At 66.9% G+C, this 22,602-nt stretch carries 18 protein-coding genes; 6 read left to right on the plus strand and 12 right to left on the minus strand.

What is annotated here, in order from left to right:
* Positions 1-169 precede the first annotated feature (169 nt).
* The 3 genes from QPK29_RS31375 to QPK29_RS31385 all read right to left on the minus strand — a co-directional run bounded on the left by QPK29_RS31375 (position 170) and on the right by QPK29_RS31385 (position 3,323).
* Positions 170-1,120, minus strand: coding sequence for an MBL fold metallo-hydrolase (locus QPK29_RS31375; protein ID WP_056329601.1), 951 nt, complete (start codon positions 1,118-1,120; stop codon positions 170-172).
* A gap of 93 nt (positions 1,121-1,213) precedes the next feature.
* Positions 1,214-2,974, minus strand: a complete 1,761-nt coding sequence (locus tag QPK29_RS31380) for a chloride channel protein (protein WP_056127239.1) — start codon at positions 2,972-2,974, stop codon at positions 1,214-1,216.
* Between the two features lie 4 nt (positions 2,975-2,978).
* The gene (locus QPK29_RS31385) at positions 2,979-3,323 is read right to left on the minus strand and encodes a MarR family winged helix-turn-helix transcriptional regulator (RefSeq protein WP_156403887.1); all 345 of its coding nucleotides are present in this window, start codon (positions 3,321-3,323) and stop codon (positions 2,979-2,981) included.
* A gap of 187 nt (positions 3,324-3,510) precedes the next feature.
* On the opposite strand from QPK29_RS31385, the gene QPK29_RS31390 reads away from it, so the two are divergent.
* The gene (locus QPK29_RS31390; protein ID WP_056128360.1) at positions 3,511-4,698 is read left to right on the plus strand and encodes an HPP family protein; all 1,188 of its coding nucleotides are present in this window, start codon (positions 3,511-3,513) and stop codon (positions 4,696-4,698) included.
* 44 nt (positions 4,699-4,742) lie between these two features.
* Here the strand turns inward: QPK29_RS31390 and QPK29_RS31395 are convergent, their stop codons facing one another.
* Positions 4,743-5,429 (minus strand): UPF0149 family protein, encoded by a 687-nt coding sequence (locus tag QPK29_RS31395; RefSeq protein ID WP_056127244.1) that lies wholly within the window; start codon positions 5,427-5,429, stop codon positions 4,743-4,745.
* Positions 5,430-5,507: 78 nt separating this feature from the next.
* Between QPK29_RS31395 and QPK29_RS31400 the strand changes: the two genes are divergently transcribed.
* The gene (locus QPK29_RS31400) at positions 5,508-6,509 is read left to right on the plus strand and encodes a serine/threonine protein kinase (protein WP_371771555.1); all 1,002 of its coding nucleotides are present in this window, start codon (positions 5,508-5,510) and stop codon (positions 6,507-6,509) included.
* Between the two features lie 114 nt (positions 6,510-6,623).
* Positions 6,624-9,152 (plus strand): coiled-coil domain-containing protein, encoded by a 2,529-nt coding sequence (locus QPK29_RS31405; RefSeq protein WP_400189911.1) that lies wholly within the window; start codon positions 6,624-6,626, stop codon positions 9,150-9,152.
* Positions 9,153-9,200: 48 nt separating this feature from the next.
* Here the strand turns inward: QPK29_RS31405 and QPK29_RS31410 are convergent, their stop codons facing one another.
* The 4 genes from QPK29_RS31410 to QPK29_RS31425 form a co-directional block, all read right to left on the minus strand.
* On the minus strand, positions 9,201-10,712 hold the full coding sequence (locus QPK29_RS31410) for a tryptophan halogenase family protein (RefSeq protein WP_371771554.1): 1,512 nt from the start codon (positions 10,710-10,712) through the stop codon (positions 9,201-9,203).
* Between the two features lie 112 nt (positions 10,713-10,824).
* Positions 10,825-11,229, minus strand: coding sequence for a hypothetical protein (locus QPK29_RS31415; RefSeq protein ID WP_056127253.1), 405 nt, complete (start codon positions 11,227-11,229; stop codon positions 10,825-10,827).
* An 82-nt stretch (positions 11,230-11,311) separates the two neighbouring features.
* Positions 11,312-11,887 (minus strand): TerD family protein, encoded by a 576-nt coding sequence (locus QPK29_RS31420; RefSeq protein ID WP_056127255.1) that lies wholly within the window; start codon positions 11,885-11,887, stop codon positions 11,312-11,314.
* Positions 11,888-11,918: 31 nt separating this feature from the next.
* Complete coding sequence (locus QPK29_RS31425; RefSeq protein WP_056127258.1) at positions 11,919-12,959, minus strand: DUF475 domain-containing protein; 1,041 nt, start codon at positions 12,957-12,959, stop codon at positions 11,919-11,921.
* A gap of 175 nt (positions 12,960-13,134) precedes the next feature.
* Between QPK29_RS31425 and QPK29_RS31430 the strand changes: the two genes are divergently transcribed.
* From QPK29_RS31430 to QPK29_RS31440, 3 genes are all read left to right on the plus strand, one after another.
* Complete coding sequence (locus tag QPK29_RS31430; RefSeq protein WP_056127263.1) at positions 13,135-13,554, plus strand: divergent PAP2 family protein; 420 nt, start codon at positions 13,135-13,137, stop codon at positions 13,552-13,554.
* 341 nt (positions 13,555-13,895) lie between these two features.
* A complete protein-coding gene (locus QPK29_RS31435; RefSeq protein WP_056127266.1) occupies positions 13,896-15,086 on the plus strand; it encodes an efflux RND transporter periplasmic adaptor subunit in 1,191 nt (396 codons plus the stop codon).
* Between the two features lie 15 nt (positions 15,087-15,101).
* On the plus strand, positions 15,102-18,302 hold the full coding sequence (locus QPK29_RS31440) for an efflux RND transporter permease subunit (protein WP_056127269.1): 3,201 nt from the start codon (positions 15,102-15,104) through the stop codon (positions 18,300-18,302).
* A gap of 172 nt (positions 18,303-18,474) precedes the next feature.
* Here QPK29_RS31440 and QPK29_RS31445 read toward each other — a convergent pair whose 3' ends face one another.
* The 4 genes from QPK29_RS31445 to QPK29_RS31460 all read right to left on the minus strand — a co-directional run bounded on the left by QPK29_RS31445 (position 18,475) and on the right by QPK29_RS31460 (position 22,491).
* Positions 18,475-18,891, minus strand: coding sequence for a hypothetical protein (locus QPK29_RS31445; protein ID WP_056127271.1), 417 nt, complete (start codon positions 18,889-18,891; stop codon positions 18,475-18,477).
* Between the two features lie 292 nt (positions 18,892-19,183).
* Entirely contained in the window at positions 19,184-20,173 is a 990-nt protein-coding gene (locus QPK29_RS31450; RefSeq protein WP_371771553.1) for an NAD(P)H-hydrate dehydratase, read from the minus strand.
* Between the two features lie 9 nt (positions 20,174-20,182).
* Entirely contained in the window at positions 20,183-20,947 is a 765-nt protein-coding gene (locus QPK29_RS31455; RefSeq protein WP_056128366.1) for a histidine phosphatase family protein, read from the minus strand.
* Between the two features lie 143 nt (positions 20,948-21,090).
* Entirely contained in the window at positions 21,091-22,491 is a 1,401-nt protein-coding gene (locus tag QPK29_RS31460; protein WP_371771552.1) for an L-cystine transporter, read from the minus strand.
* Between the last annotated feature and the right edge of the window lie 111 nt (positions 22,492-22,602).

Raw genomic sequence — 22,602 nt, forward strand, 5'->3', positions numbered from 1 at the left:
ACCGACGTCGTCCCCGCGAAGGCGGGGATCCAATGACGAGCTGGCCGTGCTGCTGGCGGGGATTCAAACTTAACCGATGTCGTCCCCGCGAAGGCGGGGATCCAATTTCTGTCGCGTCACCTCAAACCTGGGCCTGGCTAAAGTAGACGGCCAGTCCAGGGCCGACGGTTCAACGCATCTGGGTGTAGTTGACGGGCACCCAGCGATACCCCTTGCCCTGCGCCTGGAGGTGACCCAGACCCGGGAACTGCAGGTGCGCGCCGCCCACGAGCCAGCCGTTCCTGGCCGCGTCGTCGAATACCTTCTTGCGTGCCGCTGCGGCCGCCTTCTCGTCGCTGTCGAACGCGACCGTCACCTGCGGATTGTCGAACTGGACGGCGGCCAGGTGGATCAGGTCGCCGATCAGCACGAGCTTCTGGCCATGGCTTTCGACCGCGTACACGGTGTGGCCGGGCGTATGGCCATGCTCGGCCTGGGCGGAGACGCCCGGGACCAGTTCGCCATCCTTCTCGATGGGCTTGAACTTGCCGGCCTGGATGTACGGGTTGATCGACGCCATCGCACCCTTGAAAAAATCCTTCTTGTCGGCCGGGGCCTTGTCCATGTTCGCCTGGCTCAACCAGTAGTCGGCATCGGCCTTGCCGGCGCGGACGACGGCGTTCGGGAACACGCGCTGGCCATTGTTGACGAGGCCGCCGACGTGGTCGCCGTGCATGTGGGTGATGTAGATCTCGTCGATCTGCTCCGGCCGGTAGCCGGCCGCCTTCAGGTTGTTGACGAACTTGCCCACGGTCGGGCCGAACAGCGCGCCCGCGCCCGTGTCGACCAGCACCAGCTTGCTGCCGGTGTTGATCAGGAAGGCGTTGTCGGAGGTTTCCACCGGCAGCTTCAGGAAGTTCTTCGTGAGGGTGGTGCGCGTCAGTTCCGGCTTCTGGCGGATGATCTGGTCCATCGGCAGGTCGAAGGTGCCGTCGCTGATCGGCGTGATTTCGACGTCGCCCAGCATCACGCGGAAGAAACCGGGGGCCGGGGTCTTGACCATCGGTGCAGCGGCCTGGGCGCCAACGGTGGCCGCGGCGACGGCGGCGGCGAGCAGGGTGTGCTTGAGTGCTTTGATCATGTTCTTATCCTCTCTGGATGACACAACGCGCGGACGCGGGTTGCTTATCGTACATGATTGTTCAGTAACTCGCTGGACCCTGCTTGCCTTATCTCAAGGACGGCGCACGAGCGGCAACGTGCGCAACGTGCGGCGCTCGTGTTCCTCGTCGTGCAAGGTCGCACTCGCCTTGATCAGGTCGCTGCGGCTGACGACGCCCAGCAGTTGCGCATGCCCCGTCTGCGCGACGACCGGCAGGCGCTCGATGCCGTGCACGGCCAGGCGCGTGGCCACGGCGCGGCACGTTTCGCCGGGCAGGGCGACGAGCGGCGGATTGGCGCCGAACAGGTCGCCGACGCGCATCGCCGGCGGATGGCCGTCCAGGGTGTCGCGCGCGACCATGCCGACGACGAGTCCGGCGCGCGTGACGGGAAAGCCACGGTGCTTCTGGCCCGGGCCGAACTGCGTGGCGAGGACCTCACTGATCGTGGCATCGGCATCGATGTAGTGGACGTCCGTGCTCATCACCTCGGCCACGCTGTGGCGCTCGAGCGGATCGATGCCGTATTCGCGGTAGATGTGATGGCCGCGGCGGGCGATCTTTTCCGTCAGGATCGAGCGGCCCATCGTCAGCACCGTGAAGCCGTAGGCGCCGGCCGCGGCGGCGAGCAGCGGCAGCAGGGCGTTGGCGTCGTGCGTCAGCTCGAACGCGAACACGACGGCCATCACGGGCGCGCGCATCATGCCGCCCAGCGTGGCGGCCATGAACACGAGCGGCCACAGCGCGGGTTCGGCGCCCGGCAGGTACGGGCCCAGCAGCGCGCCGAGTCCCGCGCCGAGCATCAGCAGCGGGGCCAGCACGCCGCCGGACGTGCCGGAACCGAGCGCGATCAGCCAGATCACCAGTTTCACCGCCAGCAGGCCGACGATGGCGCTGGCCACCATGTGGTTGTGCAGCAGATCGCCGATGACGTCATAGCCGACGCCCAGCGCACGCGGCTCGAAGTAGCCGCCGATGCCGACGGCGAGACCGCCCAGCGCCGGCCACCACATCCAGTGGATCGGCAGGCGGTGAAAGCCGTCCTCGACGCGGTACAGCGCCGTCGACATCAGCCACGCGAGCGCGCCGCATGCGATGCCGGCCGCGAGGCAGGAGAGGAGGGCGATCGGTGCGACGGGGGCCGTCGCCACCGGGAACAGCGCGCCGGAACCGATCGCAAGCGGACGCAGGAAGCCGGCCACGGCGCACGCGGTCGCCACCGGCAGCAGGCTGCGCGGACGCAGTTCGAACAGCAGCAGCTCGACGGCCATCAGCACGGCGGCCACCGGCGTGCCGAACACGGCGGTCATGCCGGCAACGGCGCCGGCCACGAGCAGCGATTTGCGCTCACCGCCCGTCAGGTGGAAGTGCTGGGCGATCAGCGAGCCGATCGCGCCGCCCGTCATGATGATCGGCCCTTCCGCGCCGAACGGGCCGCCGCTGCCGATCGCGATGCCCGACGACACCGGTTTCAGCACGGCCACCTTCGGCGACATCGCACTGCGCTTGAACAGGATCGCCTCGATCGCCTCCGGAATGCCGTGGCCGCGGATTGCCTCGGTGCCGTAGCGGGCGATCAGGCCGATGATCAGGCCGCCGATCACGGGGATGCCGATGACCCACGGGCCCAGGGTATTGTCGGCGGGAGACAGCTCGGCGAACGAGAATTTCCCATAGAAGAACAGGTCCGTGAAGAAGCGGATCATGGTCAGCAGCACGTGCGCGGCGACCGTGCTGAGCGCGCCGATGACGGCGGCGAGGGCGGCGATGCGGAGCAGGCTGGCGTCACCTGAAAAATCGCGCCGCGGCGTGGAGGGGTGCGTGGCAGTTTTCATTTTGTTATGCAAGATTAGGAATCGTAAATACGCCCTGCAGGGCGCGCAGCTCGGCGCGGTGGACGGCGGCCAGCCGCGTCAACAGCGCCTCGCCCTTGGGCAGCAGGTGCACTTCCACACGGCGCCGGTCCTCGGCATTCGTGCGGCGCACGACCAGTTCGCCCGCCTCGCAGCGCGTGACGAGCGCGACGACGCCGTGCTGCTTGGCCTGCAGGCGTTCGGCCAGGTCGCCGACGGTGGCCCATTCGCGTCCGGGAAAACCCTTGATGTGCAGGAGCAGCAGGTATTGCAGCGGCGTGATGCCCTCGGCCTGCACGGCGTTTTCGGAGAAGCGCTCGTAGCGCCGCATCTGGTAGCGGAATTCCGACAATGCGGCGAAATCCGTCTTGGACAGCGGGGGAGATTCGTCTTTCACTGGCTTGTTTTGCGTGGGCGTTGGCTTTGGGAACCAAATAATATATCATAACGTGATACATTTTTTTAGCAAAAGCGTGCGATGCCCCGGCGTTGCCGTTCTTTTACAATCGACAGGAATGATGCTGGAACACAGTTTGGAATGGTTGCGCTCGTTCGTACCGCAACCGAATACAGTGCCGCGCGGGGAACGCATGCGCGCGGTGGCAGGGGCCCTCGTGGGGCTGTTCGTGACGGCGATCCTCAGCGACATGCTGACCAGGGGCTCGGGCATCGGGCCGCTGGCCCTCGTCGCGCCGATGGGCGCATCGGCCGTGCTGCTGTTCTGCGTGCCGGCCAGCCCGCTGGCCCAGCCGTGGTCGGTGATCGGGGGGAACACGATTTCCGCGCTGATCGGCATCATTTGCGCCAAGAGCGTCGCCAATCCGGCCCTCGCGGCCCCGCTGGCGGGCGCCTGCGCGATCTTCGTGATGTTCCTGCTGCGCTGCCTGCACCCGCCCAGTGGCGCGGTCGCGCTGACGGCCGTCCTCGGCGGCCCGGCCATCCACGCGGCCGGCTTCGGGTTCGCGTTCCTGCCCGTGTGCCTGAACTCCACGCTGATCGTGCTCGCGGCGCTCGTCTTCAACAACCTGACGGGCCGGCGCTATCCGCACAACCAGAAATCGGCGCTGCGCACGGCGCAACAGGCCGCGCACGCGACGGGCGATCCGGCCCCGATGGCGCGCCTGGGCTTTACCGCCGAGGATCTCGATGCCGTACTGGCCCGCTACGGCCAGGTGCTGGACGTCAGCCGCGACGACCTGGAAGACATCCTGCTGCAGACGGAGCAACGTGCCTACGCGCGCCGCTTCGGTACCGTGAACTGCGGCGCGATCATGTCGAAGGACGTCGTGACGGCCACGCCGAACATGCCGCTCGCCGAAGCCTGGCGCCTGCTGCGCCACCATAACCTGCACGCGCTGCCGGTGCTGGATGCGTCGCACCGCGTGGCCGGCATCATCGGCCAGGGTGATTTCCTGCACCATGCGGGCCTGGACGATTACCAGACGGTGGGCGAACGCCTGCGCGGCCTGTTCGCCCACGTGCTGGGTGTGCGGCCGGAGCGCGCGGGGACGGTGGGGGAGTTGATGTCGACGAAGGTTGCCGTCGTTTCCAAGGATGAACCGATCGCCACGCTCGTGCCGCTGATGAGCAACGGCGGGCTGCACCACATTCCCGTGGTGGACGAGCGGGCGGTGTTCCTGGGCATCGTGAGCCAGTCGGACTTGCTGGCGGCGCTGTTCGAAAGCCGCCTCGCCGAAGCAGCTTGAGTTACCGTTGAGCCATTACCTAAAACCGGGCTCTGACCCCGGTTTTAGTCATTGGCCCCACAGCATTTTTTGTATTTCTTGCCGCTGCCGCACGGGCAGTCGTCGTTGCGGCCCACCTTGGGTTCGTCGCGGCGCACCGTGTCGACGGCGGCCTTGCGGCGCGGCAGCCAGAAGCGGTGGATGCCCGGCAGGTTGGCCTCGATCTCCAGCGCCAGCTTGTGCGCCTTCTTCGGATCTTCCACCTCGGCCAGCTCGCTTTCGTCGATTTCGTCGGCGCCCAGCAGGTAGATCGGACGCATCAGCGGGCCCGCTTCCGAGTCCCAGATCTCTTCCCACGAGCCGGGACGCAGTTCCATGCCTTCCCAGAAGCCCCAGCACCACGCCTCGGCGTCGATCAGCGTCTCGCCGCCGATGTCGTGCTCGACGTACAGCGGCTCGAACTCCTTCGGCGCGACCTCGAAGGTGACGAGCACCTCGTTCATGAAGCGCATGATCAGGTTGACGATGCGTTCTTCTTCCTTCGGGTTCTTCCATTTGGGCACGGCGCCTTCCTCGCCCCAGACGCGCGGCAGCCATTCGGCCGGCATGATGGTTTCCGGACCGATCGCGATCGCGGTCAGGTAGCCGTGCAGCGTGTCCATCGTCATCGCGTCGTCGGAGCAGCGATCGGACAGGAGGAAGTTGTCGAGGTCGTCGAATTCTTTTTCGGAGAGGGGCTGGTCGAGTTGCATTGTTTCTGTTTCCCTTGCATTAAAGGCGCCAGTGTAACGCTTCCGCCTCCTGGCCGGCGAAAACCTTACAATGGCGGGATGGATAATCCCTCTGACAACACCTCCGGCCATCCCTTCTCGCGTCTCGATCCGGCGCTGGTGCTGGATGCCGTCGACAGCGTCGGCCTGCGCGGCGACGGCCGCCTGCTTGCGCTGAACAGCTACGAAAACCGTGTGTACCGCGTGGGCCGCGAAGAAGGCCCGCCCGTCGTCGTGAAGTTCTACCGGCCCGGACGCTGGAGCGATGCCGCCATCCTCGAAGAGCACGCGTTCGTGCAGGAGCTGGCCGACCAGGAAATCCCGGTCGTGCCGGCCAGCGTCCTCGACGGCCGCACCTTGCACGAGCACGGCGGCTTCCGCTTCGCCGTCTTCCCCAGCCGCGGCGGCCGCGCGCCGGAGCTGTCCGACCCGGCCACGCTGGAATGGATCGGCCGCTTCATCGGCCGCATCCACGCGCTGGGCGCGGTGAAGCCGTTTACGCAGCGGCCCCGGCTCGACCTCGATACGTTCGGCAGGGAGCCGCGCGCCTGGCTGATCGGCCACGGTTTCATCCCGCCCGAATTGCTGACCGCTTATACGAGCGTGCTGGACCAGGCCCTGGACGGCGTCGCGCGCTGCTACGACCGGGCCGGGGCGCTGTCCCTGCTGCGCCTGCACGGCGACTGCCACGCGGGCAACGTGCTGTGGACGAGCGACGGTCCGCACTTCGTCGACTTCGACGACAGCCGCATGGGCCCGGCCGTGCAGGACCTGTGGATGCTGCTGTCGGGCGAGCGCAACGAGATGGTGGGCCAGCTGGCCGACGTGCTGGCCGGCTATGAAGACTTCTGCGAATTCGATCCGCGCCAGCTGTACCTCGTCGAGGCGCTGCGCACGCTGCGGCTCATCCATTATTCGGCGTGGCTGGCGATGCGCTGGGACGATCCGGCGTTTCCTGCGGCATTTCCCTGGTTTAATACCCAGCGCTACTGGCAAGACCGCATCCTCGAATTGCGCGAGCAGGTGGCGTTGATGGATGAGCCGCCGTTGTTCCCGGTCTAACGCTGGAATTGACGGAGGTTTACGATTCAGCTCGGCGTGACACGACACGGAACCATGCCGCATAATTAAGTGCGGACCCCCTCCGGGTCCCATATGTGAACTGACGAGCCATCCATGACCGACGCCGACCGCACCGATCCATCCGCACAGAAAGACGACGCCGACTTCACGATCGACCTGATGCCCGCCGCGCAAGACCACGCGGCGCCGCAGGTCGAGCCGCAGCGCGAGCATCTGGAGCAGCGCGCGATCAAGGAAGGCATCGCGCGCGTGGAGGCGGAAGCGAAGGCGGCGGTGGCGGCCGAGAACCGCGCCCACGCGGAAGCGCGTGCGCGCAGCCTGGCCGAGGAACGCGCCGCGATCGACGCCGAAGCGGCCGCCGCCGCCCTCGCGAACGCGCAGGCGTCGGAAGAGGCGATCGAGGCGAACCGCGACCGCATCGACACCCTGCGTGCCGCCGCCAAGGCCGCCGCCGAGCGCCTGGAAGCGATCCGCCAGGAGACGGCCGGGCTGCGCGCCCGCGTCGAATCCGACACGCAGATCCGCATCGCCGCCGAAGCCCGGACCCGCGCCGAGGATGACGCCCGCAAGCGCGCGGCGGAGCAGGCGCGCATCGACACCGAGATCGCCGCCCGCGCCCAGCGCGACGCCGACGATCTTGCCATTCACGCCGAGCAGGCGCGCCTGCAGGCGGCCGAACGCGTGGCGGCCGTGCATGCCGCGCGCGAGGAAGTGCACCACAGCGCCAGCGCCGACGCCCGCGTGGCGATCCTCGCGCGCGAACGCGAACGGGCCGAACGGGCCGCGCGCCAGACGGCCGAGAAACTGGCGCAGGCCGAAGCCGAGGCACTGGAACTGGCGCAGCAGCGCGAACGGGCGGACCAGGTGGCGCTCGCGTCCGCGTTCGCGCGCGCGTCCGCGGAGGCACGCGCGCTCGAGGAAGCCCGCGCCCTCGCGCACATCGAACAGGAACGGGAAGCCATCGCGCAGGCCCAGGTGGAATCGGAGCGGACGGCCGCGCAATCGCTGCGCATGCGCCTGCAGACGGAAAAGGAATTGCGTGACGCGGCCATCCACCGCGAACGCCTGGAACAGATGGCGGCCGACGCCGCCGCCGCGCGGCGCGAAGCCGAAGCCCGCATCCTGGCCGCGACGGAAGCCCGCATCGAAGCGGACCGCAAGCTGCGCGACGTGGCCCTGGCCCGCGCCGCCGCGGAAGAGGACGAGTCCCAGCAGAGCCAGGCGCGCCTGGACGCCGAGCGCGCAGCCACGGAACAGGCGCACCTGCGGATGGAAGCCGACCGCGTCGCGCAGGAAGCCGCGCAGCGCGACCTGGACACCCAGCAGCGCGAGCGCCAGCTGGCCGAGGAGCGCGCTGCCTTGACCGAAGCGGCAGCCGCCGCACGCGCCGCGCAGAACGCGGCGGCGGAGTCGGCACTCGCGGCCGAGGCGGAGCGGGTCGGACACGAACGCGAAGCGGCGCGGCTGGCGGAGGAACGCGCCGCGCAGGCGCAGGCGCTGGCACGGGCCGAACAGGCGCGCGTGCAGGCGGAGCAGGAGGCGCTGGCGCGCCAGCAGGCCCGCATCGAGGCCGAACGCGCGCTGGCCGCCGCTGCCGACGCCCGCGCCGCCGCGGAACAGGAGCACACGATGCAACTGGCCGAACGGCTCGAAGCCCAGCAGCGTGAGATCGCCGCGCTGCGCGCCGAAACGGAAGCGCGCTTCGCCGCGGCCGAACAGGAGCACGCGACCCGGCTGCAGGCCCAGCGCGATGCGCTGGCGGCCCAACAGGCCGAATTCGACGCGCGCCGCGTCGCCGCCGAACAGGACCACGCGGCGCTGCTGGCCGCGCAGGCCGGGCACGAGCAGCGCGCCGCCGCCGAGCGCCAGGCAGCCATCGAGGCCCAGCGCGCGATCACGGAACAGGCGGCGCGCCAGGCCGACCACGAGCAGGCGATCGCCGACGCCCAGCGCGAACAGGCCGCCCGCGCGGCCGAACTGGCGCAGGCGCAGGCCGACCGCGCTGCGCACGAACGCCGCCAGCAGCAGCTGACGGAGGAATTGCTGGCGGCCGAACGCGCGGCCGCCGATGCCGCGCACGACGCCTTGCTGCTGCTGGAGCAGAAGCTGTCGTCGCAACAGCAGCAGACGGCCGCCGACGTGCGCGCCAACGAAGCGGCGGCGGCCCGCATGGCGTCCGAGCGCGCCGCGGTGGCCGCGGCGGAAGCCCGCGCCGCCGCCGAAGCGGAGCGCGCGCAGCTGGCGAAGATGCGCGAGGCGGCCGAGCAGGCGGCGGTGCAGGCCGCGATCGACAAGCGCGACGCCCAGCGCGCGCTGCTCGCGAACGCCCAGCTGGCGGCGGAAATGCAGCGCAAGACGGCGCTCGCCACGCAGGAAATGGCGGAGGCGAAGAAGCGCCTCGTGGAGCTGGAATCCGTGCGCCAGGAAGAGCAGGTGGCGGAACTGGCCGCGCTGCGCGAACAGATCGAGGCGCGCCAGGCCGAAGCCAAGCAGCGCGCCGAATCGGAAGACCTCGCGCGCGAGGTGCTGGGGCGGTTCGCGCAGCAGCCGTCGAAAGTGCAGGCGGCGATGCGGCTCGCGGATGCGGTGGCCAAGCAGCGGGCCGACCGCGATCACGAATAAACGGCCTCCTACTCAAAACGTCGCCCCTGCCTCCGCAGGGGCGACGGTTCATACGCGAGCGGCCCTCGCGTTCTTCTCCAGATACGCGCCGTGCCCCGGCATCTTCGCCACCGCCTGCACGATCAGGTCGCGCAGTCCCGCAAAGTGCCCGTGCAGCTGGCGCATGTCGACATCGTCCACGAACGGATCGTAGCGCTTCGGCTCGACACCGAGGCCGACCAGCATCGCAACGAACGAGGGGAGGAGAAAACTGTCGCGGTCGAGGATCGCGACGCGGCCCGTCTCGCGGAACAGTTCGATCTGGTGCGCGAGCGAAGCGGGGATGGTCATGTTCGCGCAATAGCGCCAGAATTCCGTGTCGTCGCGCTTCGTCAGCTTGTAGTGCATGACGATGAAGTCGCGGATCGACTCGTAGCGGCTGCCGATGATCCGGTTGAATTCGTCCGCCAGCTCGGGCCGGAAATCGCGGTCCGGGAACTGTTCGATCAGGGTGCCGATGGCCGTTTCGATCAGGCTGATGCTGGTCGATTCCAGCGGTTCGACGAAGCCGGCCGACAGCCCGATCGCCACGACGTTCTTGACCCACGATTTCTTGCGCTTGCCGGTGACGAAGCGCAGCTGGCGCGGCTCGTCCAGCGCGGCCCCGTCGAGGCCGTCGAGCAGGTCCTGGCGCGCCTTTTCGTCGGTCGTGAACGCGTTGCTGTACACGTGGCCGTTGCCGGTGCGGTGCTGCAGCGGGATGCGCCACAGCCAGCCCGCCCCTTTGGCCGTCGAACGGGTGTAGGGCGTCAGCGGTTCGACGCGCGCGCACGGGACGGCGAGGGCGCTGTTGCACGGCAGGTGCTCGCTCCAGTCGTCGTAGCCGGCCTTCAGTGCGCCTTCGATCAGCAGGCCGCGGAAGCCCGAGCAGTCGATGAACAGGTCGCCGTCGAGCGTGCGGCCATCCGCCAGGCGCACGGCCGTGACGAAGCCCGTTTCCGGATGCTGGTCGACGCTGGTGATCGTGCCTTCGACGCGCCTGGCGCCGCGCGCCATCGCGTAATCGCGCAGGAAGGCGGCGTACAGGCCGGCGTCGAAATGGTAGCCGAACGAATAAGCGTCCGTGACGCCCGGCTGCGCGTCGTTCGGCATCGTGAATTTGTTCTCGCGCGCCATGATCGACGCCATCGACCAGTTTTCCAGGGCCGGCATGTGATCGAAGGTGCGCGCGAGGCGCAGCCAGTAATGGTGCGGCTGGATGCCGTTCAGGGGCGGACCGAAGTCGCCGAAACCGTGGAAGAAGCGGTTGCCGACGTGGCCCCAGTCCTTGAATTCGATGCCGAGCTTGAAGCTGGCCTGCGTCTTCTTGATGAAGTCGGCGTGGTCCAGCTGGAGGGCCGCGTTATAGAAGCGGATCGTCGGCAAGGTCGCTTCGCCCACCCCGATCGTGCCGATGTCCGGCGATTCCACCAGCACGATCTCGCAGCGCTGGCCCATGCGCTGGGCCAGCGGCGCCGCGGCCATCCAGCCGGCCGTGCCGCCCCCCACGATGACGATTTTACGGATCGGGTTTTGTTGCATGATGTCTCCTGTTGTATTGCTCGCTCAGGAGAGTGTAGGACAGCGGGCTTGTGGCCGGCAATAGAAATGTTTGCGTATAACATTTCTTTAACAAAAGCGACGCAACAGCGCGTCACATATTGTTGGGCGCCACCGGATTCGACCCGCCCACGACGGCCTTGTCGACGAAATATTCGGTCTCGCCGAAGCAGGTGCTCGGGACGCCGACGTGCTGCGAATAGGTGAGCTGCACGCGCTGCCCCATCGCGGCCTGCAGCTGGCGCACGACGTTCTCGTCGCGCACGGTGAAGTTGAAGCGCTCGGGGATGGCGCCCGGCATGCTGGACAGCAGGATCTCGCCTTCCCACGTCTTGCACAACCAGCCCTTGCGCGACAGTTTCTGCAGGTAGCCGGCCCGTTCGCCTTCCGAGTACGACCAGCTCAGCACGATCCACGTGTACAGGGCGAACAGCGCCACGGCGGCGATGACGACGGAGGCGAGGATGGCGGTGGCGCGGCGCGGCAGGGTCTTGGGCATGGTCGGTGTAAGGTAAGGTGACGGGACGTGACGAAGCGCGCCCATTCTGACATGGGCGCCCGGATTGTCAATCAGGCCAGTCTTAGACCTGTACCCCGAACGAACGGGCGAGGGGCCCGAGGCCGCCGTTGTAGCCCTGGCCCACGGCGCGGAATTTCCACTCGTTGCCATAGCGGTACAGCTCGCCGAAGATCATCGCCGTCTCCGTCGAGCTGTCTTCCGACAGGTCGTAGCGGGCGATCTCGCGCTCGCCGTCCGCATTCAGGCAGCGGATGAAGGCGCGGGCGACCTGGCCAAAGCTCTGGCGCCGCTGGTCCGCTTCGTGGATGGTGACGGCGAACGCGATTTTTTCCACCTCCGGCGGCACGCGCGTGAGGTCGACCACGATGCGCTCGTCGTCGCCTTCGCCCTGGCCGGTGCGGTTGTCGCCCGTGTGCTTGACGGCGCCGTCGCTGGACTGCAGGTTGTTGTAGAAGATGAAGTCGGCATCGCCGCGCACCTTGCCGTCGCCGCGCAGCAGGAAGGCGCTGCCGTCGAGGTCGAAGGTGGCGCCGTCGGTCGCGCGCGGGTCCCAGCCGAGGCCGATGATGACCTTTTTCAGGTTCGGATCTTCCTTGGACAGGTTGACGTTGCCGCCTTTTTGCAAACTGATCGCCATCTTGCTTCCTTTCTATTAATGGTTACGGGTTTCAGGTCGCCGACTCGAGTTGCTCGCGCTTCTTGTAGCGGATCGACGACCACAGCGATACCAGGATGAAGGCCACGCCGGACAGGCCGGTGAACCATTCGGGAATCTCGTACTCGACGCTGGCGAACATGATCAGGGCCAGGATGCCGATCGCGTAGTGGGCGCCGTGCTCGAGGAAGACGAATTCTTCCAGCGTGCCCTTGTGCACGAGGAACACGGTCAGCGACCGCACGAACATGGCGCCGATGGCCAGGCCGAGCATGATCACGACGACGTCGTTCGTGATGGCAAATGCGCCGATCACGCCGTCGAAGCTGAACGACGCGTCCAGCACTTCCAGGTATAAAAAGCCGCCGATGCTGCCCTGCGAGATCAGCTTGCCCACGGCCGGGTCGGATTCTTCTTCTTCCAACAGCCCGGAAAACCAGTTCACGCCCACGTACACGAGCACGCCGACGACGCCCGCGATGAGCGTGGACAGCTTGCGCTCCTGCGGCACGAGGCTCATGCAGCCGAACACGGCGAGCAGGGTGACCAGGATGGCGAAGCCTTCCGAACCGTACTTGCCGACCTTTTCTTCGATCCAGCCCAGCCAGTGGAGTTCCTTTTCCTCATCGAACAGGAAGTTGAGGAAGACCAGCAACAGGAACGCGCCGCCGAACGCGGCCACTTCGGCGTGGCGCGACGTCAGGTTGCGGGCGTACTCGTCCGGGTTGTTGACGGCCATGTGCCAGACGTCGATCAGGCCCAGGCCCGTCGCCACCGACACGATGAGGAGGGGGAACAGCAAGCGCATGCCGAACACGGCGACGACGATGCCGACCGTGAGGAACAGTTTTTGCCAGAACGCGTTCCAGTTGCGCAGGACGGACGCGTTGACGACCGCGTTGTCGAACGACAGCGAGATCTCGAGCACGCCCAGCACGGCCGCGATCCACAGCGCTTGCAGGAGGCCGGCGCTGCCACCGTGGGAAAAGCCCCACCAGCCGGCCAGCGCCAGCAGGACGGCGGTGACGACGAACGACAACCTGAAATGTTGCATGTACCTCTCCAGTTCTTATATACGCATTGTCTGAATGATCACACCGCGCATATTAACCCGTTTCCCGCTTTGGCGGGCGCATCGATCGCGACAGCGTGAATTGCTCACGTGACATTGCATCTGCCATAATGCCGCCCGGCGTCATGCCTCCCGTTTCCCCTTGAATGGATTTCACATGGATGTCTCTTATCTGGTCACCCCGGTGCTGACCTGGCTCGTGGTCGGCCCGATCAAATTCCTCATCAACAGTGCGCGCCAGGGGCGCTGGGCGTTCAACCTGGTCGGCAACGGCGGCTTTCCCAGCAACCATAGCGCCACCGTCACCAGCATGGCGACCTTGATCGCCCTGCGCGAGGGCATCGGCCACCCGGCGTTCGGCGTGGCCGTCACCCTGTGCTTCATCGTGATGATCGACGCCAACAGCCTGCGCCAGCACGTCGGCCGCCAGGCCGCCGCCATCAACCGCCTGGCCGCGGGACAGGCCGGCCACACGACCCTGCGCGAGCGGATGGGGCATACGCTCGTCGAGATCGGCGGCGGCATCGTCACCGGGATCCTGATGGGGAATCTCGTGTATCACCTCTTCGTGCGATGAAATTGGGTCCCTGCCTGCGCAGGGACGACGGTCTTATGGCCGCGTAACAAAATACCGTCGCTCCCGGGCTAGGCGCCCCCCTTGGCGGGAGCCCAAGGTAGTACACCGTTAGCTTCCCACCGTCCACCCGGACGTCCGCCTGTCCGCGCGTTGTCCCTTCTTTCGCGCATTTCATGCTCGGCCAAACGCATTTCATCCCGCCTATCTGCAGTTCATCCCACCAAAACCGCGCTTTGCCGAAACGTCAATTGACGGTCAAGACCGCCTATTCGATACTGCGCGCTGGCCTTTTATATTCTTATTTTTACAGGTAACGAGTCCATCCTCGGGGGAACCAAGAAATGCTGCGCAAAACTATAATCTTCCTTGCTATTGCTTCCGCACTCAGTGCGTGCGGCAAACATGACAAGGACCCTGCAAAGCCCGACGCCGCCAACGCGCAGGCGGATGCCAAGCAGAAGGATGGCAAGGCCGTCCAGCTGCTCGTTGCCCCGGAGGATGTCCTGACCGTGCAGAGCAGTGCGCTCGCGAACGGCCCGGTGATCACGGGCTCGGTCCAGCCGGAACGCAAGGCCGACCTGCGCGCGGAAGTGTCCGCCATCGTGCTGCAGGTCCTGAAAGAAAACGGCGACCCGGTCAAGAAGGGTGACGTGCTCGTCAAGCTGGACGAGACGTCGATCCGCGACAGCCTGATGTCCGCCCAGGAAGCCCAGCGCGCCGCCTCCCAGGCCCTGGACCAGTCCAACCGCGCCCTCGAGCGCCTGAAGACGCTGCGCGCGTCCGGCATGACGTCCGCCCAGGCGCTGGACGACGCCGAAGTGCGCCGCAACAGCGCCCAGAGCGAGCTGTCGGCCGCCAGGGCGCGCCTCGTCGCGGCCCAGCAGCAGGTGACCCGCACCGTCGTGCGCGCGCCGTTCGACGGCATCGTCTCCGACCGTAAAGTCTCCCCGGGCGACACGGCCGCCATCGGCAAGGAATTGCTGAAGGTGATCGATCCGACGAGCATGCGCTTCGAAGGCCGCGTGTCGGCCGACAAGATCGCCGCCGTCAAGGTCGGCCAGCCGGTGTTCTTCCGCGTCAACGGTTACGGCGAGCAAAAGTTCACCGGCATCGTCAAGCGCATCGACCCGTCCGCGAACGACATCACCCGCCAGGTCGAGGTGCTCGTCGGCTTCAGTAACGAAGCGCGTCCGCGCGTGGCCGGCCTGTATGCCGAGGGCCGCATCGACGCCGAGCTGTCCGATGCGATCACCTTGCCGGAATCGGCGATGGTCAAGGCCGGCGACAAGACGTATGCCTGGAAAGTGAAGGGCGGCCAGCTGGCGAAGATCGACCTGACGGTGGGTTCGCGCGATCCGCGCACCGGCAATTTCGAAATCAAGAACGGCCTGGCGTCCGGCGACAGCGTGCTGCGCCACCCGGGCTCGACCCTGAAGGATGGGCAGAAGGTGGAAATGGCGGCCGCTGCGCGCGTCGCCAGCGCCGCAGGTACCGCCAACAGCGCCACCAACAGCGCACCCCAGGGTAAATAAGCGGGATTAACCACCATGTTCCTGTCCAATTTCAGTGTCAAGAAGCCCATCGCGACACTCGTGCTGATCATCGGCATGATGTGCATGGGCCTGCTCGCGCTCAATCACTTGCGCGTGAACCAGAACCCGGACGTCGAGATTCCGATCATCGTCGTGACGATCCCGTATCCGGGCGCGTCGCCGGAAACGTCCGAACGCGAACTCATCGAACGCCTCGAGAAGCAGATGCTCGCCATCACCGGCGTGACCGAGGTGAACGCGTACGCCAACGAGGGCAGCGCGACGATCGTGCTGCGCTTCGACTTCAAGCGCAACCTGATCGAGGCGTCGGACGACGTCCGCAACGCCATCGCGTCCGTCCGCTACAAGCTGCCGATCGAGATGCGCGAGCCGGTGCTGCGCCGCGTCGACCCGTCCGCCCAGCCGATCATGAACCTGGCGCTGTCGTCGAGCTCGCAGAGCCATGCCGAGATCTCGCGTCTGGCCGAAGACCAGCTGGCCGACCGCTTCCGCGCGATCGACGGCGTGGCCAACGTGCAGGTGAACGGCTCGCTGCGCCGTGAGCTGTCCGTGCTGATCCATTCGGAAAAACTGCGCGAGTACAACGTCTCCGTCAGCGACGTGACGAACGCGCTGTCGCGCCAGAACACGAACGCGCCGGTCGGCAAGGTGCGTAGCGAGCTGGACGAGAAGGGTATCCGCCTCGTCGGCCGCATCGAGCGTCCGGAAGATTTCTCGCAGGTGGTCGTCAAGCGCAACGGCGACACCGTCGTGCGCCTGAACCAGGTGGCCGACATCAAGGACGGCTTCGCCGACATCGACAGCGTGTCGATGCGCAGCGGCAAACCCAACGTCGGTATCCAGATCATCCGCTCGCGTGAAGCGTCGACCGTCGCCATCGCCAAGAAGGTCCGTGCGGAAATCGAACAGATCCGCAAGGAACTGCCGGCGGGCACCAAGCTGGACATTTCGTACGACGGCGGCGAGGACGCCCAGGACAGCCTGAACAACGTCATCGAATCGCTCGTGTTCGGCGCCGTGCTGACGATCTTCGTCGTGTACGCCTTCCTGAACTCGTGGCGTTCCACGCTGATCACCGCGCTGTCGCTGCCGACCTCGGTGCTGGCCGCGTTCATCGCCGTGTGGCTGTGCGGCTTCACCCTGAACTTCATGACGCTGCTGGGCCTGTCGCTCGCGATCGGCGTGCTGATCGACGACGCGATCGTCGTGCGGGAAAACATCGTCCGCCACATGGAAAACGGTTCCGACCGCCGCACGGCGGCCCTCGAGGGTACCGCGGAGATCGGCATGGCCGTCGCGTCGACGACGTTCTCGATCATGGCCGTGTTCATCCCCGTCGCCTTCATGCCGGGCATCTCGGGCGAATGGTTCCGTCCGTTCGCGCTCACCGTCGCCTGCTCCGTGATCGTGTCGCTGTTCATCTCGTTCACGCTCGACCCGATGCTGTCCGCCTACTGGGGCGACCCGCCGGGCCACCACCATGCGCCGAAGAAGGGCATCGAGAAATATCTCGCGCGCTTCAACGTCTGGTTCGACCACCAGGCCAACCGCTACGGCCACGTGATCGCCTGGGCGCTGCACCACCGCCGCTGGATGGCCATCATCGCCGTCGTCAGCCTCGTCGCGGCGCTGGGCCTGCAGGGCAAGTTCGGCGGCACGTCGTTCCTGCCGAAGCAGGACAGCGGCCAGCTGCTGATCGAAGTGCGTACGCCGGCGTCGGCGTCGGTGGGCTATGCCCGCATGAAGATGGAAGAAGCGGCCGCGCTGGCGCGCACGATGCCGGAGACGAAGGACACGAACGCCTCGATCAATTCGGGCGGCGGCCGCATCTACGTCGACATCGGCAAGCGCCGCGAACGCAAGCGCAGCGCGTCCGACATCGCGGTGGAACTGCGCGAGAAGATCGCCCGCCTCGTCGGTGCCGAGTACACGGTCACGGACGACCTGAACGGCAACGGCAAGCCCGTGCAGATCGAGTTCACCGGCACGGATTCGCGCAAGCTGATGGACCTGACCAATGCCTACATGGAAAAACTTCGTCAGGTACCGGGCGCCGTGGATGTCACTCTGTCCCAGCAGGATCCGAAGGACGAGCTGCAGATCGAGCTGGACCGCGGCCTGTCGAACATGATGGGCATCTCGGTCGGCGACGCCGCCACCGCGCTGCGCGTCGCGTTCGCCGGCATCGAGGTCGGCGACTGGGTCGACCCGACGGGCGAGACCCGCGACGTGGCCGTGCGCCTGGCGCCGGAAGACCGCGTGGGCCTGGAAAACATCGAGCGCCTGCCGATCGCCGTCACCGGCAGCAACATGATGGTGCCGCTGGACCAGATCGCCAAGATCACGATGGGCAAGGGCCCGTCCGCGATCGAGCACAAGGACGGCAAGCGCGTCGTGCGTGTGTCGGCCAATGCCCAGGGCCGCTCGAACGGCGAAGTCATGGACGACGCCCTCAAGCTGGCGAAATCGATGGACTTCCCGCCGGGCTATGGCCTGTCGCTGGGTGGCCAGAGCAAGGACCAGCAGGAAGTGTTCACGCAGATGACGATCGCACTGGTCTCGGGTATCGGCCTCATGTACCTGATCCTGGTGATGCAGTTCGGCTCGTTCACGGCGCCGCTCGCCGTGATGCTGTCGCTGCCGCTGTCGCTGATCGGCGTGGTCGTCGCGCTGCTGCTCACGAAGGGCACGCTGAACCTGATGAGCTTCATCGGCATCATCATGCTGATGGGTCTCGTGGCGAAGAACGCGATCCTGCTGCTGGACGCCGCCCGCACCCGCGAGGCGGAAGGCATGGACCGCGAGGACGCGCTGATGGCCGCCGGCCGCGCCCGCCTGCGTCCGATCCTGATGACGACGTTCGCGCTGATCGCCGGCATGCTGCCGGTGGCGCTGGCCCTGGGCGACTCGGGCGAGTTCTACCAGCCGCTGGCCATCGCGATCATCGGCGGCACGATCACGTCGACGGTGCTGACCCTGCTGGTCGTCCCGACCTTCTACGACAGCATCGAGATCGCCCGCGACCGCATGGTGGCCAAGTTCCACCGCCGCGCGGCCCGCTTCACGGCGCTGCCGGCGTTCGTGATGACGTTCGTCGAAGCGATCCTCACGCTGGTGCTCGTGCGCCTGGTCTTCCGCCTGATCGTGAAGGCCGGCCGCTTCGCAACCGGCCGCGGCCGCCCGGCGACGGCTTGACGGTGTGGTGCCGGCTGCGGCCGGCATGCAACGAGAAGGGCCTGCAAGCGCAGGCCCTTTTTTCATTCCGAGGCACTCTAGGAAACGGCATGCACTAGGGCCGCATCCGCCGCGCCCAGTGCATGCCGGTGCCAAGGGCCGTTCCCGACCCTTGGCCGATGCGCCACGGCGATCAGCGGCCCGAGGTACCGGTGCCCGAGGTGCCGGTGCCCGACGTGTCGCTGCCGGTCGTGCCCGACGTACCCGACGTGCCCGACGAGCCGCTGCCGCCGGTCGTTCCGGTCGCGCCGGTGCCCGTGGTGCCGGTGCCCGTTGCGCCCGTGCCGGTGTCGCCGGTGGTGCCCGTCGCGCCGGTGGCGCCGCCCATGGTGCCGGTGGTGCCGGTTGCGCCGGTGCCGGTCGTGTCACCCGTCGTGCCCGTGCCGGTGGCGCCGGTCGTGCCGCTGGTGCCGGAGCTGCTGCTCGGCGCGGTGGCCGACGTGTCGCCGGTACCGGTCGTGCTGGTGGTGTCATTCTTCTTGCAAGCGGCCAGGCTGGCCATCAGGGCTGCAGCAAACAGAATCTTCGATGCGTTGTTAAGAGCTTTCATTTGTTTTACTCCTCGTTCACGTCTATCGTTTACCGCCGTCTCCCGGTGAGCACTGGAAGCGAGGCGGGGCTTAGGGTTCCCGATGGACCATGCGGTCCAAGCGTGAACCATCAGGGAACCGACGCAATACGCGGCCCCGGTGGCCTACGAATCCGACTGTCTGGATTTGACCGGCACCGCGCCGGCCGGTTCGTCGGATTGCATGCCTTCTGCTTTGGGAAACCGAAGTTCCCCTTGTTCCGCCGTGCCGCCTGCAACGTCGACACGTGCGGGTTAGATAAGAGCCGAACCATCATCGTTCAACCCTTTGTCCCCCGGCGAAGCTGCCGGATGGTCGTGACGCCGCGTCGGCGCTGTCGCCGGCGGCCTGTTCGAGCAGGGCGGGAATGACGTCGCACAATTCCCGCGCCAGGTAACCCAGTCTGCCGAAGCGTTCGGCGAGGCGCTCGCCCGCGCGCGCGTGCAGCGCGACGCCCCAGGCGGCGGCCTGCGCGAGCGTGGCGCCGCGCGCCGCGAGCCCCGCGATGATGCCGGCCAGTACGTCGCCCGAACCGGACGTGGCGAGCCCGACGTTACCGCCTTCGTGCTGCCACCGCTCACCGCCCGGCGCCGCGATCACGGTGCGCGCGCCCTTGAGCGCGACGACGGCGTTCCAGTGCCGGGCCGCGTCGATGGCATGGCGGTCCGGCGCCGCGCCGATCTCGTCTTTCGCGATGCCCGTCAGGTGGGCCATTTCGCCCGCATGCGGCGTCAACAGGACCGGCACGTTGAAGCGGAAGGGCGCGCGGTTCGGCGTGCCTCCCGCGGGCGGATGCAAAACCGCGCCCATCGCCTCGGCGTCGAGCAACACGTTCGTGGCGGTGCCGTCCAGACGCGGCAGCAGCGCGTGCACGAGGCGGGCGGTCGCGGCCTCGTCCCGCATGCCGGGACCGATGAGGACGGCGCTGATCTTGTCGGCCAGCGGATCGAGCGCGGCCACGGCTTCGACCGTGAAGCCGCCGGCATCGTTTTCCGCCAGTCCCAGCACGCGCGATTCAGGAATAGCGAGCGCTACCAATTGGGCCACGCTGCGGCCGGTGGCAATGGTCAGCTTGCCGGCGCCGGCGCGCAAGGCCGCCGTCGCGGCCAGGATCACGGGGCCGGGCATCTCGCGCGAGCCGCCGAGGACGAGCACGTGGCCGCGGTCTTCCTTGTCGGCGTCGTTCGAGGGCACGGGCAGCGGCCAGCTGCGCAGCAGGCTCGTATCGACGTCGCGCGGGCGGGCATGGGTTTGCAGCGTCATGGAGGGACCTCAGGCCTTGGCGGCGGTGGGCTGGTCTTTGGCGACCGTGACCGGCGTGCCGGTGGCTTCGAGCGGGGCGACGAAATTGACCAGGCGAACGGCCAGCTTGCCGCGCTTGCCCAGCGTGGGATCGAAGGCGTAGGACGTGACGGAGCAGTTCGGCACGTCGCCGGCGCGGTCCTGCTCGAGGATCGTCGCCTCGTCCATCCGCTCGATCAGGTAGCGGAAGCAGTTGACGATGACCTGGTGCGCGACGATCAGCACGCGTTCGCGCGGGTACTCGCGCGTCATCGTGTCGAGGACGCTGCGCAGGCGCAGGATGACGTCGCACCAGCTCTCGCCGCCGGGCGGGCGGAAATAGAACTTGCCGACGTGGTGGCGTTGCTCATGCAGCTCGGGATATTTCTCGGCGATACCGCGCACCGTCAGGCGGTCGAGGATGCCGAACTCCTTTTCGCGCAGGCGCTCGTCGGCGTGGACGGCGAGCAACTCGTCGCGGTTCAGGCGCTGCATCAGGATATTGGCGGTCTCGGCCGCGCGCACGTAGGGCGAATGCAGCACGACGTTCGGCTGGCCGTCGGGCGGCAGCGCCGCGAACCAGCTCGACAGGGCCTGCGACTGGCGCACGCCCAGCTCCGACAGGGGCACGTCGACGTCGCGCTCGGCGATGTCGATGAGCAGGCCAGCCGCGGCTTCGGCGGCATCGCGCGCGACATTACCCGCGCTTTGCCCGTGCCTGACGAGCCAGATTTCCTGTGGCCACTTCTGATCCATCATCCGACCGTTTGTGATTTTGACATGACGCGATCATAGACGGATTCGGCGGGATTTCCGCGCACGATTCCGGACGAAAACGTGTGCCAAAACGACGTGTAGGCGGGCTCTCACGTGAACAGGAGAAAGGTTTTACATCACCTTTACGCTACTTGCTCCTCGCTGTCGAGGTTGACCTCGGCGTCGCTGTCGAACACGGCCATGTCGGTCTGGCCGAGCACGCGGCTGGCGAACGTGCCGGCCGTGATGGACCCGCTGACGTTGAGCGCGGTACGGCCCATGTCGATCAGTGGCTCGATGGAAATCAGGAGGCCCGCCAGCGCCACGGGCAGGTTCAGCGCCGACAGCACGATCAGCGCGGCGAACGTGGCGCCGCCGCCCACGCCGGCCACGCCGACGGAGCCGATGGTGACGATGCCGATCAGGGGCAGCAGGAAGCTGCTCGTGAACGGATCGATGCCGACGGTGGGCGCGATCATGACGGCGAGCATCGCCGGATAGATGCCGGCGCAGCCGTTCTGGCCCATCATCGAGCCGAACGACGCGGCGAAGTTGGCGATGCCTTCCGGCGTGCCGAGACGCGCGGTCTGCGTCTGCACGCTCATCGGGATGGAACCGGCCGACGTGCGCGACGTGAACGCGAAGGCGAGCACGGGGAAGATCTTTTTCACGTAGCGGCCCGGGTTCAGGCCCACGGCCGCGATGATCAGCAGGTGCACGCCGAACATGAGGATCAGGGCGCTGTACGATGCGGCCACGAAGCCGATCAGCTTGAGGATGTCCTGCACGCTGGAGCTCGCCAGCACCTGCGTGATGAGGGCGAACACGCCGAACGGGGTGAGGCGCAGAACGAGCGTCACCATGCGCATCACGATCACGTGGGCCACGTGCACGAATTCGCTGAATTTCTCGAACACGTCCGGCTTCTTGGCGGCGATGCCCGTCGCGGACACGCCCAGGAAGATCGAGAACAGGACGACGGCGATCGTCGACGTCTTGCGCGCGCCCGTCATGTCGAGGAAGGGATTCTCGGGAATGAACGACAGGATCATGGTCGGCAGCGACACGTCCTGCGCCGTGGCCAGTTTGCCCTCTAAATAATGGCCGCGCGCGACTTCGGCCGCGCTCGACGTCAGGCCGACGGCGGACAGACCGTACAGCTTGGCCATCAGGATGCCGATCGTGGCCGCGATGGCCGTCGTGACCATCAGCGTGCCGATCGTCAGCGCACTGATCTTGCCGAGCGACGACGCGTCGCGCAGCTTGAGGATGGCCTGGATGATCGACACCATGATCAGCGGCATGATGATCATCTGCAGCAGTTTGACGTAGCCGGTGCCGACGATGTCGAGATACGCATTCGTCTGTGCAATGACCGGTGAACCGTTGCCGTAGAACGCCTGGAACGCCGCGCCGAGGACGATGCCCAGGCCGAGGCCCGTGAACACCCGTTTCGTGAAGGACAGATGGCGTTGCTGCATGACATACAGCAGGCCGCAGGCGGCCAGGGCGATGGGCAGGTTCAGGATCAGGGGGAGACTCATGATCTTATATGCGTACAGGAAATATAAGAGCCGCATTTTATATCCAATCATGCAGGTTTGCATGACCGCCACATTGCGTTGCTAATTGTTAAACTTTGTTGACACTGCAAG

The sequence above is a fragment of the Massilia orientalis genome (genome assembly GCF_030411975.2).
Lineage (GTDB): Bacteria > Pseudomonadota > Gammaproteobacteria > Burkholderiales > Burkholderiaceae_D > Telluria > Telluria orientalis.

Coding starts and splice junctions, on each gene's coding strand:
- QPK29_RS31375 (WP_056329601.1), bottom strand. CDS start 1,120: ATGATCAAAGCACTCAAGCACACCCTGCTCGCCGCCGCCGTCGCCGCG.
- QPK29_RS31380 (WP_056127239.1), bottom strand. CDS start 2,974: ATGAAAACTGCCACGCACCCCTCCACGCCGCGGCGCGATTTTTCAGGT.
- QPK29_RS31385 (WP_156403887.1), bottom strand. CDS start 3,323: ATGCGGCGCTACGAGCGCTTCTCCGAAAACGCCGTGCAGGCCGAGGGC.
- QPK29_RS31390 (WP_056128360.1), top strand. CDS start 3,511: ATGCTGGAACACAGTTTGGAATGGTTGCGCTCGTTCGTACCGCAACCG.
- QPK29_RS31395 (WP_056127244.1), bottom strand. CDS start 5,429: ATGCAACTCGACCAGCCCCTCTCCGAAAAAGAATTCGACGACCTCGAC.
- QPK29_RS31400 (WP_371771555.1), top strand. CDS start 5,508: ATGGATAATCCCTCTGACAACACCTCCGGCCATCCCTTCTCGCGTCTC.
- QPK29_RS31405 (WP_400189911.1), top strand. CDS start 6,624: ATGACCGACGCCGACCGCACCGATCCATCCGCACAGAAAGACGACGCC.
- QPK29_RS31410 (WP_371771554.1), bottom strand. CDS start 10,712: ATGCAACAAAACCCGATCCGTAAAATCGTCATCGTGGGGGGCGGCACG.
- QPK29_RS31415 (WP_056127253.1), bottom strand. CDS start 11,229: ATGCCCAAGACCCTGCCGCGCCGCGCCACCGCCATCCTCGCCTCCGTC.
- QPK29_RS31420 (WP_056127255.1), bottom strand. CDS start 11,887: ATGGCGATCAGTTTGCAAAAAGGCGGCAACGTCAACCTGTCCAAGGAA.
- QPK29_RS31425 (WP_056127258.1), bottom strand. CDS start 12,959: ATGCAACATTTCAGGTTGTCGTTCGTCGTCACCGCCGTCCTGCTGGCG.
- QPK29_RS31430 (WP_056127263.1), top strand. CDS start 13,135: ATGGATGTCTCTTATCTGGTCACCCCGGTGCTGACCTGGCTCGTGGTC.
- QPK29_RS31435 (WP_056127266.1), top strand. CDS start 13,896: ATGCTGCGCAAAACTATAATCTTCCTTGCTATTGCTTCCGCACTCAGT.
- QPK29_RS31440 (WP_056127269.1), top strand. CDS start 15,102: ATGTTCCTGTCCAATTTCAGTGTCAAGAAGCCCATCGCGACACTCGTG.
- QPK29_RS31445 (WP_056127271.1), bottom strand. CDS start 18,891: ATGAAAGCTCTTAACAACGCATCGAAGATTCTGTTTGCTGCAGCCCTG.
- QPK29_RS31450 (WP_371771553.1), bottom strand. CDS start 20,173: ATGACGCTGCAAACCCATGCCCGCCCGCGCGACGTCGATACGAGCCTG.
- QPK29_RS31455 (WP_056128366.1), bottom strand. CDS start 20,947: ATGGATCAGAAGTGGCCACAGGAAATCTGGCTCGTCAGGCACGGGCAA.
- QPK29_RS31460 (WP_371771552.1), bottom strand. CDS start 22,491: ATGAGTCTCCCCCTGATCCTGAACCTGCCCATCGCCCTGGCCGCCTGC.